18 protein-coding genes and 1 pseudogene are annotated in these 18,446 nt (G+C 59.0%); 9 read left to right on the forward strand and 10 right to left on the reverse strand.

Going from position 1 to position 18,446, the window contains the following annotated elements; genetic code table 11:
* Positions 1–12: 12 nt before the first annotated feature.
* Together PWG15_RS33285 and PWG15_RS33290 are read right to left on the reverse strand one after the other, a co-directional pair.
* Positions 13–684: a ChrR family anti-sigma-E factor gene (locus PWG15_RS33285; protein ID WP_275027733.1), complete on the reverse strand. Its 672-nt coding sequence runs from the start codon at positions 682–684 to the stop codon at positions 13–15.
* Positions 681–1,394 carry a sigma-70 family RNA polymerase sigma factor gene (locus PWG15_RS33290; RefSeq protein ID WP_275027734.1) on the reverse strand — a complete coding sequence of 238 codons (714 nt, stop codon included), beginning with the start codon at positions 1,392–1,394 and terminating at the stop codon, positions 681–683. Before PWG15_RS33290 ends, PWG15_RS33285 begins: the two co-directional genes overlap by 4 nt.
* A gap of 89 nt (positions 1,395–1,483) precedes the next feature.
* Between PWG15_RS33290 and PWG15_RS33295 the strand changes: the two genes are divergently transcribed.
* Genes PWG15_RS33295 through PWG15_RS33305 form a run of 3 tightly spaced genes read left to right on the forward strand, consistent with a single transcriptional unit; the run spans position 1,484 to position 4,853 of the window.
* Positions 1,484–2,842 carry an NAD(P)/FAD-dependent oxidoreductase gene (locus tag PWG15_RS33295; RefSeq protein WP_275027735.1) on the forward strand — a complete coding sequence of 453 codons (1,359 nt, stop codon included), beginning with the start codon at positions 1,484–1,486 and terminating at the stop codon, positions 2,840–2,842.
* Entirely contained in the window at positions 2,842–3,639 is a 798-nt protein-coding gene (locus tag PWG15_RS33300; protein ID WP_342457086.1) for a DUF1365 domain-containing protein, read from the forward strand. Before PWG15_RS33295 ends, PWG15_RS33300 begins: the two co-directional genes overlap by 1 nt.
* On the forward strand, positions 3,636–4,853 hold the full coding sequence (locus PWG15_RS33305) for an SAM-dependent methyltransferase (RefSeq protein ID WP_275027738.1): 1,218 nt from the start codon (positions 3,636–3,638) through the stop codon (positions 4,851–4,853). The genes PWG15_RS33300 and PWG15_RS33305 overlap by 4 nt, the downstream gene beginning before the upstream one ends.
* A gap of 6 nt (positions 4,854–4,859) precedes the next feature.
* Here PWG15_RS33305 and PWG15_RS33310 read toward each other — a convergent pair whose 3' ends face one another.
* The 7 genes from PWG15_RS33310 to PWG15_RS33340 form a co-directional block, all read right to left on the reverse strand.
* Positions 4,860–5,666 (reverse strand): SDR family NAD(P)-dependent oxidoreductase, encoded by an 807-nt coding sequence (locus PWG15_RS33310; protein WP_275027739.1) that lies wholly within the window; start codon positions 5,664–5,666, stop codon positions 4,860–4,862.
* Between the two features lie 71 nt (positions 5,667–5,737).
* Positions 5,738–7,066: an MFS transporter gene (locus PWG15_RS33315; RefSeq protein ID WP_275027740.1), complete on the reverse strand. Its 1,329-nt coding sequence runs from the start codon at positions 7,064–7,066 to the stop codon at positions 5,738–5,740.
* A gap of 3 nt (positions 7,067–7,069) precedes the next feature.
* Positions 7,070–7,573: a DUF3833 family protein gene (locus PWG15_RS33320; protein ID WP_275027741.1), complete on the reverse strand. Its 504-nt coding sequence runs from the start codon at positions 7,571–7,573 to the stop codon at positions 7,070–7,072.
* 68 nt (positions 7,574–7,641) lie between these two features.
* A complete protein-coding gene (locus PWG15_RS33325) occupies positions 7,642–8,031 on the reverse strand; it encodes a hypothetical protein (protein WP_275027742.1) in 390 nt (129 codons plus the stop codon).
* Between the two features lie 265 nt (positions 8,032–8,296).
* On the reverse strand, positions 8,297–8,479 hold the full coding sequence (locus PWG15_RS33330) for a hypothetical protein (RefSeq protein ID WP_275027743.1): 183 nt from the start codon (positions 8,477–8,479) through the stop codon (positions 8,297–8,299).
* Positions 8,480–8,560: 81 nt separating this feature from the next.
* The gene (groL, locus tag PWG15_RS33335; protein WP_275027744.1) at positions 8,561–10,189 is read right to left on the reverse strand and encodes a chaperonin GroEL; all 1,629 of its coding nucleotides are present in this window, start codon (positions 10,187–10,189) and stop codon (positions 8,561–8,563) included.
* A gap of 52 nt (positions 10,190–10,241) precedes the next feature.
* Positions 10,242–10,556 carry a co-chaperone GroES gene (locus PWG15_RS33340; RefSeq protein ID WP_275027745.1) on the reverse strand — a complete coding sequence of 105 codons (315 nt, stop codon included), beginning with the start codon at positions 10,554–10,556 and terminating at the stop codon, positions 10,242–10,244.
* Between the two features lie 282 nt (positions 10,557–10,838).
* On the opposite strand from PWG15_RS33340, the gene PWG15_RS33345 reads away from it, so the two are divergent.
* From PWG15_RS33345 to PWG15_RS33360, 4 genes and pseudogenes are all read left to right on the forward strand, one after another.
* Complete coding sequence (locus tag PWG15_RS33345; RefSeq protein ID WP_275027747.1) at positions 10,839–11,111, forward strand: usg protein; 273 nt, start codon at positions 10,839–10,841, stop codon at positions 11,109–11,111.
* 207 nt (positions 11,112–11,318) lie between these two features.
* Entirely contained in the window at positions 11,319–11,792 is a 474-nt protein-coding gene (locus PWG15_RS33350; RefSeq protein WP_275027748.1) for an Hsp20 family protein, read from the forward strand.
* Positions 11,793–11,862: 70 nt separating this feature from the next.
* Positions 11,863–12,102 (forward strand): annotated as a pseudogene (locus PWG15_RS33355) (DUF982 domain-containing protein); the annotation flags it as partial.
* A gap of 109 nt (positions 12,103–12,211) precedes the next feature.
* Positions 12,212–12,514 (forward strand): DUF982 domain-containing protein, encoded by a 303-nt coding sequence (locus tag PWG15_RS33360; RefSeq protein ID WP_275027749.1) that lies wholly within the window; start codon positions 12,212–12,214, stop codon positions 12,512–12,514.
* Between the two features lie 612 nt (positions 12,515–13,126).
* Here the strand turns inward: PWG15_RS33360 and PWG15_RS33370 are convergent.
* Positions 13,127–14,053, reverse strand: coding sequence for a LysR family transcriptional regulator (locus tag PWG15_RS33370; RefSeq protein WP_275027967.1), 927 nt, complete (start codon positions 14,051–14,053; stop codon positions 13,127–13,129).
* 160 nt (positions 14,054–14,213) lie between these two features.
* Between PWG15_RS33370 and PWG15_RS33375 the strand changes: the two genes are divergently transcribed.
* Together PWG15_RS33375 and PWG15_RS33380 are read left to right on the forward strand one after the other, a co-directional pair.
* Complete coding sequence (locus PWG15_RS33375) at positions 14,214–15,902, forward strand: GMC family oxidoreductase (protein WP_275027750.1); 1,689 nt, start codon at positions 14,214–14,216, stop codon at positions 15,900–15,902.
* 25 nt (positions 15,903–15,927) lie between these two features.
* Positions 15,928–18,441: a CoA transferase gene (locus tag PWG15_RS33380; RefSeq protein WP_275027751.1), complete on the forward strand. Its 2,514-nt coding sequence runs from the start codon at positions 15,928–15,930 to the stop codon at positions 18,439–18,441.
* Positions 18,442–18,446 lie beyond the last annotated feature (5 nt).

Genomic DNA, 18,446 nt, shown 5'->3' on the forward strand with positions numbered 1-18,446 from the left:
GGGCGCCTCCGATCAGATCCGAAGCACAGGTTGTAGCAAACGCATAAACCAGCTCCGGAACCTGAGCGGCGCGTCGGTTACCGCCAGACAGATACAGTCTTGCCCAGGCGTTGCCATGGGCTGGTGTTCAACGCTCGTGTCTGCCTCCTCAATATCGCCGCGGGCGAACAAGAGCTCTCCGTCATTGAAGCTGCCGCTGAGCACGAGTGTCAATTCGCGCCCTCCGTGACTGTGTTCAGGCACGGGTTTTCCAGCAGGTATGCGAAGCAGGCGCGCCGTTGTAGACCGATCGGCGAGTTTGATTGGAATATGATACGCGCCGCGTCCCAGGGACTTCCATTTCAGCTCCGCCAGATCTCCTCCAAGATAGGATCGCAACGGTTCCGGAATGGTTGGTGGCGAAACGGCTTTCACTACTCTCGCGGGTTGCTTCGGCGAGACGCTTGGGGGAGATTCCGCGGTTCGTAGGCGCTCTTTCAACCGATCGAAGGACGAGACTTCTATTGGCACTGGCTCCATGCTCTCGAGCAGCTCTCCGGCCGTATTCTCCATCAAAGTCAGTCTTGTCCGGCAGTTCGGGCACAACGCAAGATGCGTAGCAACAGCAAGCCGCCAACCCTCTTCAAGCGTGCCGGATGCATATCCCACCAGCAATTCGTCGCTCACATGATGACGGATATTCATTTTCCGTCCTCCAGCGCAGCCCGAAGCCTGGCAAAAGCAAGTCGGATTCTCGACTTCACCGTTCCGAGCGGCAGGTTCAGCTTGGTGGCAATCGCACTGTGAGAACAATCGTCGAAGAACGACAGCTTCAGCAATTGGATCTGTTCCTGAGGCAAGTCCTTCATGGCGTCCTTCAACCGGGTCGCATCCTGGCGTTCCGCCAGCTCGTTCTCCGCGCTTTTGGCATCGTCTGCCACAAATGCGGGGTCATTGACGTCAAAATCCGGCCTCCGGTTCTTGCGGTAGGCGTCAATACGAAGGTTGCGGGCAATCGTGAAGATCCACGTACCTGCGTTACCGCGTGTCGCTTCGAACTGGCCTGCCTTGTTCCAAACGGTGATCATCACTTCCTGCATCAATTCCTCGGCGATGTTTGGATCACGCGTAAGGCGCGCCATATAGGCCTTTACGCGCGGAGCGTAATAGCGGAACAGCGCCTCGAAAGATTCGATATCTCGCTTGCGACCGACTGCCTCGAGCAGAGAGCAGGCTTCATCTTTAGTCAGTTCCCCGGCCGGCTCTACCATGCGTCCACGCTTCTTATGCCTCCCAAGGTCGACCAGCGGCTCATGCCCAGGTCGAACAAATGGGATATCTGGACCAGCGGTAGCCGAAATCGCAAGAATTGTCTCCATGGCACCAGTTACGGTGCCTTCGGCTTCTTGGATCATGGTCGATCAAAATTTTGCAACGGGTTCAATCCGATCAGTAGGTCTTTTCGTAGTGCGTTCGTAGTTGCTGGTCAAAATGAGGGGACGACATGCGGTTTGATCGGGGTATGAGGGGTGAATTCGGGCAACGGCGTGTGGCTGTCATTGGCGCCGGTATTTCGGGGATGTCCGCGGCCTGGCTACTCGGTAAAAGCTTGGACGTGGTACTATACGAGTCCGGCGACAAGCCCGGAGGTCATGCAAATACAGTTGTCGCCCCTACGGCTTCTGGGCCGGTTCCCGTCGACACAGGGTTCATTGTTTACAACGATCGCAACTATCCCAACCTTGTTGCGCTGTTTGACCACCTCAACGTCCCGACCCAAGCATCCAACATGTCGTTCTCCGCGTCTTTGGATGGCGGGGCATTCGAATACTCGGGCTCTGGTTTGTCAGGCTTGTTTGCTCAGCCCTTGAACGCACTTCGTCCGCGCTTTTGGAGGATATTGTCAGACATTTTGCGCTTCTATCGCGCCGCTCCCGGGGCCCTCAATTGTCGGAATCTGGCTAGCAAGACACTGGGTCAGTATCTCGACGAGAATGGCTATAGCCAGGCTTTCATTACCGACCATCTCCTTCCCATGGGCGCTGCGATCTGGTCTACGACGACCACGCGCATGCGCGATTATCCCCTGCATGCCTTCATTCGGTTCTGCGATAGTCATGGCTTGCTTGCATTGACGGACAGACCTCGCTGGCGAACCGTGACCGGCGGAAGCCGAGAATATGTTGACAGGCTGATGTCGGACTATTCCGGCGAGCTTCGAACAGGAAGGGCAGTCCGCGAGATCCGCCGCGAGGTGGGGACGGTGGTCATAACCGATCGTGATGGCAATCGTGACACGTTCACGGATGTGGTCATCGCGACTCACGCCGACCGGGCCCTGGCGATGCTTGCTGAGCCTGACGCACGTGAAAGAGAGCTGTTGTCGGCAATCGGTTACACGAGCAATAAGGCGGTTCTGCACACGGATGCGTCATTGATGCCCAAGCGGCGAAATGTGTGGTCGAGCTGGAACTACATTGGCGCGTCGGATGATTGCGGTGAACGCCAGCTGTGTGTGACCTACTGGATGAACCGGTTGCAAGGCATCGATCCGGCAACGCCACTTTTTGTGACGCTCAACCCGCATCAAAAGATAGCCAGTGAGCGGATAATCGCGACGTTCGACTATGACCACCCACTGTTCGATCAGCGAGCCTTGGTGTCTCAGAAGGAGCTTTGGCGTCTCCAGGGACGGGGCGGTGTCTGGTTTTGCGGGGCGCACTTCGGGAGCGGATTCCATGAGGACGGTTTGCAGTCCGGGCTTGCGGTTGCCGAGGCCATCTCCGGCGAGCGGCGTCCATGGACGGTCCGCGACGATTCTGGCCGGCTCCCCTCCGAGATCGGTTACGCGGCGGCTCAATGATGTCGAGGTCGGCTCTTTACAGCGGGCAAGTGTGGCACGTTCGGCTTAGGCCCCGCCGGCATAGGCTTTCCTACAGGGTCTTTTCGCTGCTCCTCGATCTGGACGAGTTGGCTTCGCTGGACAGCAAGCTGCGCCTGTTCGGCCATAATCGCTTTGCTCTGTTCAGTTTTCGCGACAGCGATCACGGGGATGGTGAAGTAGGCGCGCTTCGCAGTTGGGTCGAACGGCAGCTGTCTGAGGCCGGAGTGGACGTGAAGCAGCTGCGTATCCGTGTGCTATGTTATCCCCGCATACTTGGCTACGTTTTCAACCCTTTGACGGTCTTTTACTGTGAGGCAAGCGATGGCCAAGTCCGGGCCGTTCTCTATGAGGTCTGCAACACATTCCACGAACGCCATACCTATGTCATTCCGGTGAGCGACGACCACGGCGGAGCGATCCGGCAGTCGTGCGTCAAAGAACTCTACGTTTCTCCATTTGTACCCATGGATTGCCGCTACGAGTTCAACCTCAGGCCGCCGGGGGAAACCGTGTTCGTCGGCATAACCGAAAACGATTGTGACGGGCGACTTCTTACGGCTGTATTTTCCGGAGAAAGGGAAGAGATCTCGGATAAGAGGCTTTTTCTAACCTTCCTGAAACATCCCCTCATGACTGTAAAAGTAATGGGTGCGATCCATTGGGAGGCGCTCAAGATCTGGCTAAAGGGCATGCCCTTGCATCGTCATCGACCGGCGGACCTGCGGGTCGCCACAACGATTGTCTCCCGTTTCGAACAGAAAGACACCTTGGCATGAGCGAGCTTGATCAGGGTGCGGCATTTTCAATATCGTCGGGCCGCCCGCTGTGGCAGAGAATAGTATGCCGTTGGCTTGCCCGTATCAAACGCGGGCAGTTGCGCGCGGAGTTCCCCTGTGGGGCAGTGCATTTGGTCAAAGGCGACGTCCCCGGTCCGACTGCAGCGATCGTCTTTACGAACTCAAGACCGGTCTGGCGTATGCTCACGAGCGGCAGCCTCGGGTTTGCTCGATCCTATCTTGATGGCGATTGGGAGACGCCAGACTTGGGAAGGCTCATGGATCTGGCGCTCGCCAACGAAGAGACTCTCAAGCCCGCGCTCGCCTCTCGCCCGCTATTCAGCCGCCTCGCTTACCTCCGGCATCTGTTCAGACGAAACTCCCGTGCCGGGAGCCGCCGAAATATCGCGTTCCATTACGACCTCGGGAACGGTTTCTACCGCGCATGGCTCGATGAGACGATGACGTACTCTGCCGCCATCTTTGAGCGGCAAGGGCAGTCACTCGGTGAAGCCCAACAAGCGAAGTACAACAGGATCCTAAGTGAGCTTCGAATCGGTCCGCAAGATCATGTTCTTGAGATCGGTTGCGGCTGGGGCGGGTTTATGGAGTACGCTGCCTCGCGCACGGGGTGTCGCATTACCGGGCTGACTTTGTCGAAGGAGCAGGCCGACTTTGCGAGAGCTCGGCTGGCAAACAAGGGATTGTCTCCGTTGGCCGAGGTGCGGCTGCAGGACTATAGGGATTGCGAAGGACGTTTCACCAAGATCGTCTCAATAGAGATGTTCGAAGCCGTCGGAGAGGAGAATTGGCCGGTTTACTTTGAGAAGCTGCGGACGAACCTCGCTCCTGACGGACAAGCGCTGATCCAGGTGATTACGATCGATGAGACGCGGTTTGAGCGGTATCGGCAAAACGCCGATTTCATTCAAACCTATGTGTTTCCCGGTGGCATGCTGCCTTCTGCGGTAGTCTTCAGGCAGGAGGCTGTCACTTCCGGCTTACTGGTGCGGGATGCATTTTCCTTCGGTCGTGACTACGAGAAAACCCTACTCTTGTGGGAAGGTGCTTTCCTGAAGAGTTGGCACAAGATTGAATCCGCTGCATTCGACGAACGGTTCAAGCGCTTGTGGCGCTACTACCTTCACTACTGCGCCGCCGGCTTTCGCAACGGTACCATCGATGTCTACCAGTTCCGGCTCGAACCAACGTGACGGAGGTCAGGTCTGGTCCTCACGCAACATGCGGCGCGTCAAGGCGAACCTCAGGCTTGGAGGAAGCGCCTTCAATAGCTTCAAGACCACTTTCATCCTCCACGGGAATGCGATCTCGAACTTCCCCCGCTCAAGCCCGCGCATGATGTATTCCGCCGCACTTTCCGAAGAGATCAGGAACGGCATTGGAAAGTCATTCTGACGCGTCAAAGGCGTATCGACAAATCCTGGATTGATAATTGTCATCTGAACGCCTTGCCGTTCAAGTTCGGGATAAAGGGCTTCGCACATGTTGATCAAGGCGGCTTTCGTCGCGCCGTAGCCCGCGGCACCAGGAAGACCGGTGTAGCCTGCCACAGATGCCATGACTGCAATCCGTCCCGACCGGCGCGTCGTCATTGCTGGCATGATCGCCTGCAAACAGTTCACGGTTCCCATGATGTTGAGCCCGACCATCTCTCCGATCGCCGCGGCGTCGAAGGTCGACAGGCTATCGCGCCGGTACGTTCCTGCGCCGAAGACCGCAAGGGAAATCGGACCCAGGCGCATTTCAATGTCGCGTACGGTGTTTTCTGCCGCTTCGCGGTCAGTCACATCGAGGGGAAAAGAATGGATCTTGTTCTCCAGCGATTGTGCGAGAGTATCAAGCTCCACCGAGTTGCGCGCGCTTACGGCGACGGTCCAGCCGTCAAGTGCCAAACGGATTGCAAGCGATTTCCCGATGCCGGAGCTTGCGCCGGTAACCCACGCCACCTTTCGCCAATCGGTCTCGTCGAAGGCGTGGACGTTGATCAAATCGCGACCGATAGTCATGGAAACCTACCTCAGTGGGCGATGGGGAAAACGTGTCATCAACCTGGCAGCCGTAGACGAGCGCGATACCGTCAAATCCGGCCAATGAGCTCTCTTTGGGCCACACGATCGATCGGAAAGCCCCACATGAGCCCGATTGCTGCGAGCTTCGGGACGATCGGTGCCCAGGCGTAAAGCATCGAAAGACCCTTGAGAGCGTCGGGCGACGAACGTTCTTGAGCCGGATCGAAGCCAAACACACTCAGCAACGGAAATACCGCCCCCACAGCCGCTGCAAGCGAGAGCTTTGTGGCGAGCGCCCACGCGGCGAAATACATGCCGGAACGCTGAGAGCCTGAGACTGCTGTGTGGTTGTCGATTACGTCTGCCTGCATGGATGGAGGCAGGACAAGGTCGAAGGCGAGCAGAACACCGGTGCACACGCATATCGCACCAAAGGCGACCAGGTCTCCGTCGCCGAGAAATCCTGATACCGCAAAGATCGAGCACGTCGCCAGCATAGCCCCACTCCAGGCCTTGTGCTTGCTCCAGCGCCTTGCGGCCTTTACTGCGAGCGGTACGCCAAGAACTGCGCATGCGAAATAGAGTAGGAGAAACGCACCGCGCCAATCCGGTGCGCCGAGACGATCGGAGACAAAGTACAGAAAAAGGGTAGCCGGCACTGCATTGGCGAATCCATTCAAAAGAAAAGCGGCAATAAGACGCAGGAAGGGCCGGTTCTTCGTCATGAGAAGAAGGCTTTGAACGATGTTGACGTCGCGGGTTGATCGGTTGACCGGTTCGGGAACGAAAACGAAGGCCGCAAGACCTGTAATCGGAAGGAGGACCGCGACCAGGACGGCTATCGTCTTTAGCCCCTCAACGCCTACGGTCACAGTCGATCCAACAACGAAGGGGAGGCTGATTGCCGTTAACGTCCCCAATAGTGTCGACCCCTCGCGGAAAGCCGCAATACGTGTTCGCTCGACATAGTCGTTTGAAAGTTCTGCGCCCCAGGCTGTGTAGGGGAGAGAGGACCAGGTAAAGCCAAGTGACAAAAGCCCACCCCATAGGACCAGATAGCCAAGTCCGGCCGTTTGCGGTGGCCAGAAGAGCATAAATGCGGCGCAGGCAGTGAGCGGGATCGACGCGAGAAAAAAGCCGCGCCGGCGACAGCCGAAGGCATTCCACCGGTCGGCAAGCCAGCCGAACATCGGATCGCTCGCCGCATCAAGAATACGAATGGCAAAAAGTACACCGCCAACGGCCGCTACTGGTAGGCCCATGACCTCGGAATAAAAGGTTGGAACGATAACGAAAAGCGGCAAAGCCAGCGCCGCCAACGGAAGCGCGGGTAGCGCATAGAGGATGAGTGTCGATGCCTGCGACCTGTAGGCTGTTCCGCCCGATGCTTCCCCCATGCGTCACCGTCTCCTGAACTCGACACGCGTCCAGGCAACCGGCAATCCGAACTTCGTCACATAGGCGGTATTGAGGAGTCGACCATCAGCATTTAACGTCATGGTGTCGTGAAAGCGCACTTTGTTTCTCCGGTTTTCTGGATCCAGCAACACCAAGTAGCTGAAGCGCGCGACGTTACCTTTAATCGACACCTCGGTCTCTCCAATCACGTCCTCCCGCGTACCCCTGTATTTGCCGGGTCCATCCTTGATGAACCGCCATGTCTTGCGATCTCGCGTGCCGTCATCGAACGTGAAATCTTCCCTGAGCGTTAAGGTTCGACCATCCCATTTGCCCAGCAACTGAACCTGGAAGGTCTTCTTGACTCCGGTGATGCTGCGAAAGCTGCCCTCGGCGATCGACCTGCCCGTAAAGAAGCGCTCAAGCGAAAAGGATTCGGCGGCCGCGGGTGTAACAAATGCGAGGTTCATAGCGATGACCGTGAGAAAAACACTGATGGTGTGCATGCTCGTTCTCCGTCAAATCGAAATGCGCGGCATAAGCATCAATTCCACTCCCCATATTCGGTGCCATTTCAAAGCTCGGGGCCGATTCGGGCGATACCGGTCTTTCCGTCGTTCCGGATCCACTTCAGCTTCTGGTCGTTGACCCGATACAGCTCGAAACACATTGGGCGACCGTCGTACCAGGTGCGAAACCGCTGGCAGAGGCGATCGGAGTCTATCCACCACTTGCCCGTGTCCTTCGGTTTGACGAACCGACCAAGGCCCAGGGCTTCGCCGTCCCCGTCGACACTGCCAGTCCTTCGATAGTTCAGGGGGAATTCTCCACCCAGCGGTGCTGCAAGGAAAATGCGGCGGCCGACGATTTCTCCCTCGATCTCGTTTGCCTTGTATTGCTCCGCGGCGGCCTCTGACGGAAGGGCTGCGCACACAGTTGCGATCGCTATTGCGGTTCGGAACATGGTCGTTCGTTCGCTCCCGTTGTTTTGTCAGCTGAATTACGAGACCTGGGTGCTGTTGGATCAGTCTGGATCAGCATTGAAGTGATTCTGATTGGGCGATGATCCCGGCCCCATTCTCATGCGTGAAAGGAGCGCAGGCCAAAGTGGCGGACCGTCCGTCGCGTAAATGGTTAGAGGTTACCCTTCAAAGCACAATGGAGAACGAGCCCGCTAAAGCAGGAGGGTGCCGCCCTTTCGAACTTTGCTGGGGGCAAGAGGCGAATACTTAGAGGCGGACATAATCGCGCTCCCACGAGCCCTGCACGGCTGTTGCTGTGATGTTCACCTTCTGGGCTAAGATGATCGCATAATGTATCGACTGGATCGCATCGCGGGGTCGATCGAGACCGGGCGGCAAGGTGCGGGCAAGGATTATCTGATCTGCCTCGAAGACCGCAAACTTCGACAAGAGTGAACTTCGTCGTTGCCGGGGGGCCGATCGTGGAGCCGGTCAGGCCCGCCCTTGGGAGAACGGGCCTGAATCATCGCTTCAGAAGTCCATTCCCGGGCCGGCCGGTAGTACTGGCGCGACGTCCTTCTTCGGCTTCTCTGCGATCATCGCTTCGGTCGTAACCAGAAGACCAGCGACGGAGGCAGCATCCTGTAGCGCTGTGCGCACGACCTTGGCCGGGTCTATGACGCCCTGGGCATAGAGATCACCATATTCGCCGGTCTGAGCGTTCCACCCGTAGGAGAAGTCCGTCTTTTCGCGCAGCTTGCCGACGATGATGGAGCCTTCGGCGCCGGCATTCTCGGCAATCTGCCGAACCGGTGCCTCGACCGCTCGCCGCACGATCTCGATCCCAACCTTTTGGTCAGGATTGGCCGAAGGGAGAGCGTCAAGCGCCTTGACCGCCCTTAGCAGCGCGACACCGCCACCCGGAAGAATGCCTTCTTCCACCGCTGCCCGGGTAGCATGCAGCGCATCATCGACGCGGTCCTTCTTTTCCTTCACCTCCACCTCGGTCGAGCCGCCGACACGAACGACGGCAACGCCGCCGGCGAGTTTGGCCAGGCGCTCCTGCAGCTTCTCGCGATCGTAGTCGGACGTGGTTTCCTCGATCTGGGCGCGGATCTGGGCAACACGGGCGTTAATGTCAGCTTTGGCTCCAACGCCGTCGATGATCGTGGTGTTCTCCTTCTCGATCGTGACCTTCTTCGCCCGGCCGAGCATATCGGGGGTGACATTCTCGAGTTTGATACCGACGTCGTCAGACACAACCGTGCCGCCGGTGAGAATGGCGATATCTTCCAGCATGGCCTTGCGGCGATCGCCGAAGCCTGGTGCCTTAACAGCTGCGATCTTCAGGCCGCCGCGCAACTTGTTGACGACCAGCGTTGCGAGCGCTTCGCCTTCGACATCTTCTGCGATGATCAGCAACGGCTTGCTCGACTGCACGACCGCTTCGAGAACTGGCAGCATGGCTTGAAGGTTGGACAGCTTCTTCTCGTGGATGAGGATATAGGGATCGTCAAACTCGGTCCGCATCTTATCGGCATTGGTCACGAAATACGGGCTGAGATAGCCGCGGTCGAACTGCATGCCTTCGACGACTTCGAGTTCGGTCTCTGCAGTCTTGGCTTCCTCGACGGTGATGACACCCTCATTGCCGACTTTCTGCATCGCCTCAGCCAGGTAGCGGCCGATCTCCTCGTCGCCGTTGGCCGAGATGGTTCCAACCTGGGCGATCTCCGAGTTGTTCGAGATCTTGCGGGCGTTGGTCTTGAGTTCCTTCACGATCGCGTCAACAGCAAGGTCGATGCCCCGCTTCAGATCCATAGGGTTCATGCCCGAAGCAACGGCCTTCGCGCCTTCCTTGACGATCGCTTGGGCAAGCACGGTGGCCGTGGTCGTCCCGTCACCGGCGAGATCGTTGGTTTTGGACGCGACTTCGCGCAGCATCTGCGCGCCCATGTTCTCGAATTTGTCTTCCAGTTCGATTTCCTTGGCGACCGACACGCCATCCTTGGTTATGCGCGGAGCGCCAAAAGACTTGTCGATGACGACATTGCGCCCCTTTGGGCCGAGCGTCACCTTGACGGCATTGGCAAGAACATCGACCCCACGCAGCATGCGTTCACGGGCATCGGTGTGAAACTTGACTTCTTTCGCAGCCATTTCTCTAACTCCTCACTAGGCAGCTATTTGACTGATGGATGGTGTGGTCGGCTCAGGCTGCCTGCTTGCGCTCGGCCTTGGCGTCAAGCACACCGAGGACTTCGCTTTCTTTAATGATCAACAGGTCTTCCCCGTCGATCTTGATCTCGGTCCCTGACCACTTGCCGAATAGAATACGGTCGCCCGCCTTGACGTCGAGCGCCTGGACCTGGCCCGCTTCGCTTCGTGCGCCAGGACCGACGGCAACGACCTCGCCCTCCTGCGGTTTTTCCTTTGCTGTGTCGGGGATGATGATCCCGCCCCTGGTTTTCTCTTCTGAGTCAACCCGGCGGACGAGAATGCGATCATGCAGCGGTCGGAAAGACATGTTTTCCTCCATTGGACAAACATTATTGACGTTGTTCCCCCATCACCGGACCGGATCACCAGTCCGGACGGGTGCAAAACCTCGTCTGAGCGTTCTGCGCGAAATCATCTGGTTTTGCGGTTTTTTGATTTCAAGAGGGCGGCTCAAAAAAGTCAGCACTCGCTCAGCGTGGCTGCTAACACATTGTAAAGGAACAACAAAGTCCTACCGGCGTTTAGAAATCCATTGATGACCGCGAACAATTGCGCCACCTTGGCGCTTGTTGAGAAACGGAGATGAAGCATGCGATTTTCGTCGGATTTCGAGCGTCAAATAAACGGCTATGGACTGACCACCGCGCATATCCTTTACCGCATTCCCGATTTCGAATCCGTTCTGCAGACCTTTGTCTGGCAGGACTACGATCTCGCTCCTGACTTTCCGGAAATGCAGAAGTTCCTCGATTTCTGGCAAGCCAATCTCGATGGCCCCCTGCATTCTGTACGGTATTCCCATCAACGTCTGATCGGTCCCAATGAATGGCGCCGCGTGGATGGCGAGTTCAGGGTGAATTGAGACGCTTCCCTGAAAGGAGCCGGGTCCGCACAGGGGCTGCGCCCTCAGGGCGGTTGAGGGCTTTGTAAATTTTTTCTTCCGGCCCCTTGAAACCAAACTTGTGCCTAACCAAATCGCTTGCCGCCAGCCGCTGAATGAGGGCTGGACTTGCTGGAAGCGCGGTCTTTCGGCGCTTCCGTACCCATGTTGCTCTAGGAGGATATGGTTATGGCAACAACTTACGACTACGCACCGCTTTTCCGTTCGACTGTGGGGTTCGACCGGCTCTTCAATCTGCTCGAAACCCAGCGCGCGCGTTCGATCAGCGATTGGCCCCCCTACGACATCGCCAAGACCGGAGATGATAGCTATCGGATCTCGATTGCGGTTGCCGGTTTTACCCGCGACGATCTCGACATCACGTTTCAAACCAATCTTCTGACGGTCGTCGGCAAGAAGCAGGAACCCTCTTCCGATGCGTATCTGCATCGCGGGATCGCCGGTCGACCGTTCGAGCACCGGTTCGAGCTTGCGGACCACGTGCGGGTGACAGGCGCTGATCTGAACAACGGTCTCCTGGAGATCGACATGGTGCGGGAAATCCCGGAAGAGATGAAACCGCGCAAAATCGCGATCGAAAGCGCTGCGGCGGCTGAACGGTCACAGGCGCCGATGCAAATCGAGGCATCGAATGCCGCATGACTTATCCCAATAGACTGGGCGCCGGTCCTTAAGGCGCCCATCGACATCCCGGGTTGGAAAGGAGAGCACGATGAAACCCGATATGTTCGAGCGGCCAGTTGGCATCCTTGTGGGTCTCGGTTTTCCCGCAGAAATCCGGTCAGTGATGGACGCTTACCGTCTCCTCGTAGAGTGGCGGCACTCTTCGGGGGACGCGGCCCATTCGATGGCGCTTAAGGCCTGTCTGGCTGCATTGCGCGGCGAGGTTGAAGCAGAGACTGTGCGAGGCCTCTTCGTCGCCTTCGCCGAAAGACACCATCTGCTGGCCCCAGTAATGGACACGAGCGGACGATTTGCGCCGCCGACTTTTCAGATCGGCACTGCTCCTCGCACAAGCGTTGGAGAGTCTTCGTTTGGCATCAATGCGAAGGGAGATCACCATGCTTAATCCCGAACTGCTGCTCATGGCACCCATCTCGGTTGAGATGAAGGACGGTACACGACAGGTCTTTGCATCTGTCAACGACGTCCTCGACTTCCTGGAAGGCGAATGGACGATTTATCGAGGTCGGAAGTATAGCCGGGCGGTGCAAACCTGTCGTCGGGCGCTTAATCGAATGACGCCGGTTGCCATCGCCCGCGAAGCGTTCGTTGAGGCCTGCCGAGACGCCGGAATGCCTACCGATGCCGAGCGGCCCCTGGGCGCCAGACCTGATGCTGGTGGCCACCATTCCCCAATCTAGAATGGCGAAGGTCATGACTCCCGAAGCGCCAGCCCGAGACGATGTCATCCAGCATTGCCCCGTCGCTGGCGCACCTCATCCTCGACATGGAGCCTCGAGATGGAACAGCTTACCATGAAACTCCTCACCGATCGCTTGATCGAGATCATTCGCCCTGTGCCCGAAAAACGGGAAGCGCGGAGCACTGCGATGTGTCTGTGTTGTCATAAAAAGTTCCCAGCCTCACGCATGGACGTCGACGGCTGTGGCATTTGCGAGGAATGTCTCGCGCCTTAGTGGGCCGGTGGGCGATCACCATGTTGGATCTGTCCTGGCGTTCTTCGTTCGTAGAGGTTCTCCCCGCCCGTCCGAACGGCGCACGGTACGCAGTGGGCTCCTGGCGAAAGACCGCCGCTCAAATTATAGTGTAATCGTTAGCCCACCTAAGTTCGTGCAAAGATCGTGACAGTCTCGCCTTCTGACATTGCAAAGCGCGCGGCCGTCTCGGTGAAGACGGTTTCCGGCGCGTTGCATGGCGGCTCTCTATTTGCTGGCCTCGCGCCGGCAAACGCGTCTTTCACAGACAGGCACACGCGTTTCGGCGAACCGCTGCCATCACCCAGACCGGTGCGACTAGATCCAGACCCGTCTGATTGCATCAAAAGCAGCCGTTATAGAGGGATCGCCGAGGCGAGCTTCCAGGCAAACGAAACTCAGGGTCGTCGCGATCTTCACGTTTTCTGCGATCACGAGGCCGTGCGCCTGCTGTTCATGAAGGGCAATCGACTCTCGGCAAAGGCTCAATCCCACCCCGGTCCGTACCATGGCAACCATGGACGTCTCCTGATCCACTTGAGCGACTATATTCTGCCGAACGCCTAGATCGGCAAACAGGCGCGACAGCAATCGATTATGGACCGAGGCCTGCGGTGTGCCGATCCAAGGAAGCGACGCGAGCTGTGGCCAATCCGCGCCGCGCACGAAACCGGCGAGCGATGGTGGAGCGACGACGCGATAGGTTAATTGCGCGAGCTCTCGGGCATGAAAAAGCGGTGCGGCACTTTCTCCGGTAATCTCGGCGGCAGGATCATAATCTCTTGGGTCGCCGAGATAGAAACCGGCATCGAGTTCATTTCGCCTCAGCCTCTCCGGCACGTCGCCGCTCATTCCGTGACGTAGTGTGGTTTCTATACCTGGGCCGCTTTCAATCAACGCCTTCAGGAACGCACCCAAGCGGGTGAACTCCGGGTCGATGATCGTGCCGATCCGTAGTTTCCCTCGCACGCGCGTCGCAAGGTGCCCGGCCGTCTGGCCAAAATCCGTGAGGGCTGCCAACACCTGCTCCGCCTTGGCTGCCAAAAGGGCTCCTTCCTGCGTCAGTTCCAGCCCCGTGGAGGTTCTGCGGAACAAGGTGAGCCCCGTGTCGGTGGCAAGGCGCTTTAGTTGCAGCGTGACGGCAGGTTGGGTGATGTGCAGTTGCTCCGCGGCACGCGTGACGTTTCCCTCGCGCGCGACGGTGACGAATGCCTTCAATTTTCTCAGGTCGATTGGCTGAGGCATATTAATTTCACTTATAATGCCTTGCGTCATTTGTCATTGGATTTCCGGGCCGCTCCTCCGCTATTCCTGAAAATGGAGATGAGGAGGAGGCTAAAATGCTACGGCAAATCGTCGAAGCTTATAATTGTGCGGTGCTGCATCGCGGCAGGCGGGCAAGCCGATGACCAGCCACACTTCTCACCGCGCCGCCGACAGTTTCGATTATATCATCGTCGGTGGTGGCTCCGCCGGCTGTCTGCTCGCCAATCGCCTCAGCCGCGATCCCGCGATGCGCGTGCTGCTGCTGGAAGCTGGCCGAAAAGACGACTATCACTGGATTCACATCCCCGTCGGCTATCTGTATTGCATCGGAAACCCGCGCACCGACTGGCTGTTCAAGACCGAGCCGGATGCCGGATTGAACGGCCGATCGCTCCGCTATCCGCGTGGCAAGACGCTCGGCGGCTGCTCCTCGATCAATGGCATGATCTACATGCGCGGACAGGCGCGCGACTTCAACGGCTGGGCGGCGGCGACCGGCGATAGCGCCTGGTCCTGGCAGAACTGCCTGTCCGATTTCAAGGCGCATGAGGATCATTATCGGCTGGACAACGGCGCGGACCCAAAGACCGGCGGCAACAGCCGCTTCTCCGACATGCACGGCCACGGTGGCGAATGGCGGATCGAGAAGCAGCGGCTCAAATGGGATATCCTCGAATCCTTCGCCGAGGCCGCCGTCGAGGCCGGTATTCCGCGCTCCGACGATTTCAACAGCGGCGACAATGAGGGCGTCGGCTATTTCGAAGTCAACCAGCGCTCCGGCTGGCGCTGGAACACGTCGAAAGCCTTCCTGCGCCCGGCGAAAAACCGACCGAACCTGACGGTCTGGACGCAGGCCCATGTCGAACGGCTGATCCTTGAAGTCGTGGCGTCCGGCCGCAAGCGTTGTACCGGCGTCGTTGTCCGGCGGCAGGGGCAAAGTGCAGAGGTCAGAGCCCGCAGGGAGGTCATCCTGTCCGCCGGCGCCATCGGCTCGCCGCAGATCCTGCAACTGTCGGGCCTCGGGCCCGGCTCTCTCTTGAAGCGCCATGGTGTCGAGGTCACGCACGAGCTGCCAGGTGTCGGGGAAAATCTTCAGGACCATCTGCAGATTCGCGCGGTCTTCAAGGTCGGCAATGCCAAGACGCTGAACACGCTTGCCAACAGCCTGTTCGGCAAGGCGATGATCGGGCTCGAATATGTGCTGAAACGCAGCGGCCCGATGAGCATGTCGCCCTCGCAACTCGGCGCTTTCACCCGTTCAGATGACAGCCAGGTCCACGCCAACCTGGAATATCACGTCCAGCCGCTTAGCCTCGACGCCTTCGGTGAACCGTTGCACAACGTACCCGCTTTCACCGCGAGTGTGTGCAATCTCAACCCGACCAGCGTCGGAAGCGTGCGCATTCGTTCCGATAAGGCCGTCGACGCCCCGGCGATCGCGCCCAACTATCTGAGCACGGAAGAGGACCGCCGCATCGCTGCAGAGAGCTTGCGGCAGGTGCGCAAGATCGTGTCGCAGCCGGCATTGGCCAAATACCAGCCGCAGGAATGGAAGCCCGGCTTGCAGTTTCAGAGCGACGAGGAGTTGGCCCGGCTCGCCGGCGATATCGCCAACACCATCTTTCATCCCGTCGGGACAACGAAGATGGGACGTGACGACGATCCGATGGCAGTAGTGGACAGCCGTCTCCGGGTGCGCGGGATTGATGGCCTGCGCGTCGTCGACGCAGGCATCATGCCGAAGATCACCAGCGGTAATACCAATGCGCCGACGCTGATGATCGCCGAAAAGGCGGCCGGCTGGATCGTCGCCGATGCGCGCGCATAGAAAAATCTTGGGGAGATAAGAGAAAATGACATCGATCGCACGTTCCGCGCTTCCGCTTTCCGGCGTTCGGGTGGTTGATTTCGGGCAATATATTGCCGGCCCGGCGGTGGCCATGATCCTTGGCGATCTCGGCGCGACCGTCGTGCATGTCGATCCGCCCGGCGGTCCGCTCTGGGACAATCCCGCCAATGCCATCCTCAACCGCAACAAGCTGATCGTCACCCTCGATCTCAAAACGGAGGAGGGGTTGGGCGAGGCGAAAGCGCTGGTGGCCAAGGCTGATATTGTCGTCGAGAATTTCCGTCCCGGCGTGCTTGCCCGGCTCGGGATCGATTTTGCGGCGTTGCGCACGGCGCGGCCTGAACTGATCACCCTGTCGATCCCTGGCTTCGCCTCCGACGATGAGCTTCGCCGCGATTGGCGTGCCTTCGAGACGGTGATCGCGGCCTCGTCCGGCGTCTTCACGGATATGGGGCTCAACCGCGTGCTGATGGGCATCAACCCGTCTTTCTCGCCGCTGCCGCTGTCTTCCGCCTATGGCACCATGCTTGCGGCGTCCGCAACGGTGCTGGCGCTTCAGGCGCGCGAGCGCACCGGCTACGGCGATCATATCGAAGTGCCGCTGGCAAGCGCCGTCATGGAGGGCCTCTCCTACAATTCCATCCTGATCGACGACTATCCGCTGCGCTACCAGACCCAGCGCGAGCGGGAGATCGAACGGCGGCGCGCCGAAGGCCTGCCGATGGACATGTCCTATGACGACCTTCAGGAGTTCCTCGATCCCTTCTATCGCAGCTATGTGTGCGCTGACGGGCGGATGTTCTACGTCGTCTGCCCCAGCCACAAGAACCATGCGAAGCGCTGCCTGCAAGCTCTCGGCATCTACGATGAACTGGTGGCCGAGGGACTGCGCGAGGAGGAAGACACCTATCTGCCGGTCTCGCAATGGTCGTCCGACGTTTCGCTGGGCGTCTATCCGCTTCCTAAATTCTGGGCCGACAAGATCGCGGCCCGCATGAAGGAGGTTTTCCTGACCAGGACGGCGGCCGAATGGGAGCGCGTCTTCGGGGAAGGGCTGTTTCCGGGCGCGCCGCAACGCTGGCTGAGGGAATGGATCGGCGACGACCACGCCAGGGCCGCCGGCCTGATGATCGCGGTGGACGATCCGATCCTTGGCCGCATGACCCAGCCGGGACCGATGACCTGGCTGCAGGAGAGCGCCGAAGCCATGCTAACGCCGCTCCCTCGGCGTTGGGGAACGGCCAAGGAGGCGCTGGCACTGCTCGTCGGCATGGAACGTCCTTCCTTGCCGGTTGCAGCGAATGACGCCCCCGGGGGCTGGCTAGACGGTGTCAAAGTTCTCGATCTGTGCAATGTGATCGCCGGTCCGCATTCGGTCGCCTATCTCGCCCGCTTCGGTGCGGAGGTTATCAAGATCGATCCGGCCAAGCCACTCTACGACTGCTGGAATACAGTGATCTTCGGCATGTCGCACATGCGCGGCAAACAGTCCGTGCTGCTGAACATCGGTTCGCCCGATGGCCGTGTCGTCTTCGAGGAACTGGTGCGCTCTGTCGACGTCGTGGTCTGGAACGCCACCGACCGGCAGGTCAAGGCGATGAAGCTCGACGCCGAAAGCCTGAAGGCGCTCAATCCGCAGGCTATCTTCTGCCAGCTCGATTGCTTCGGCGGCGTTCGCACCGGCCCGCGCACCGATTATCTCGGCTATGACGATCTCGTGCAATCGGCGACCGGCATCATGCTGCGCTTCGGCGGTTCGATGGACACGCCGGAAGAGCACGCCCATGTCGGCACCATCGATGTCATGTGCGGCTTCGGCGCGGCGCTCGGCATTGCCGCTGCTCTCTACCAGAAATCCAGAACCGGGATCGTCGGCCGCCCACGCACATCGCTGTCGGCACTGACCGGCCTCGCGCAGATACCCTTCTGCTACGACTATGCCGGGCGCGGCCCCTTCGACGAGCCGTCCGGCCGCGAAACCAAGGGGTATCACGCCCTGTCGCGGCTCTACGAAACGGCAGGCGGCGACCACCTTCTTTTGTGCGCCTCGGAAGCCGATCTTCCGCGCTTCGGCAAGGTTGAAGGTCTGAGGGGGCTTGTTGAGATGGCCGCGTCCGATCGCGAGGCCTATCTCGCAGGGGCCTTCCTGACCGCGCCGGCGGAAACCTGGCAGCGGCGCCTACGGGAAGCCGATATCGGCGTATCGCTCTGCGAGAACATCGAAACGATCCGCAGCCGCAGTGCCCGCATTGCCGACGACACGCCCGGGATCGACCGGGGCAGCTATTCCTTCTCGATCTTCCCGGATCATCCGAGCGGGCACACGGTCACGCAGCTCGATCCCTTCGCCATCCGTCCGGCTGTCTGCAAGGTCAAGGCTGTCGCGCCGGCGGAGAAGTATGGAGCCTCCACGCGTGCCGTTCTCCGGTCGCTGAACTACACCGACGCCCAGATCGATCGGCTGATCGCCTCCGGTGCGATCAGCGAGACCTGGAGCGAGGAATATCTGCCGAGCTAGCAGAA

Origin of the sequence: Ensifer adhaerens (assembly GCF_028993555.1) — a bacterium.
Classification (GTDB): Bacteria; Pseudomonadota; Alphaproteobacteria; order Rhizobiales; family Rhizobiaceae; genus Ensifer; species Ensifer adhaerens_I.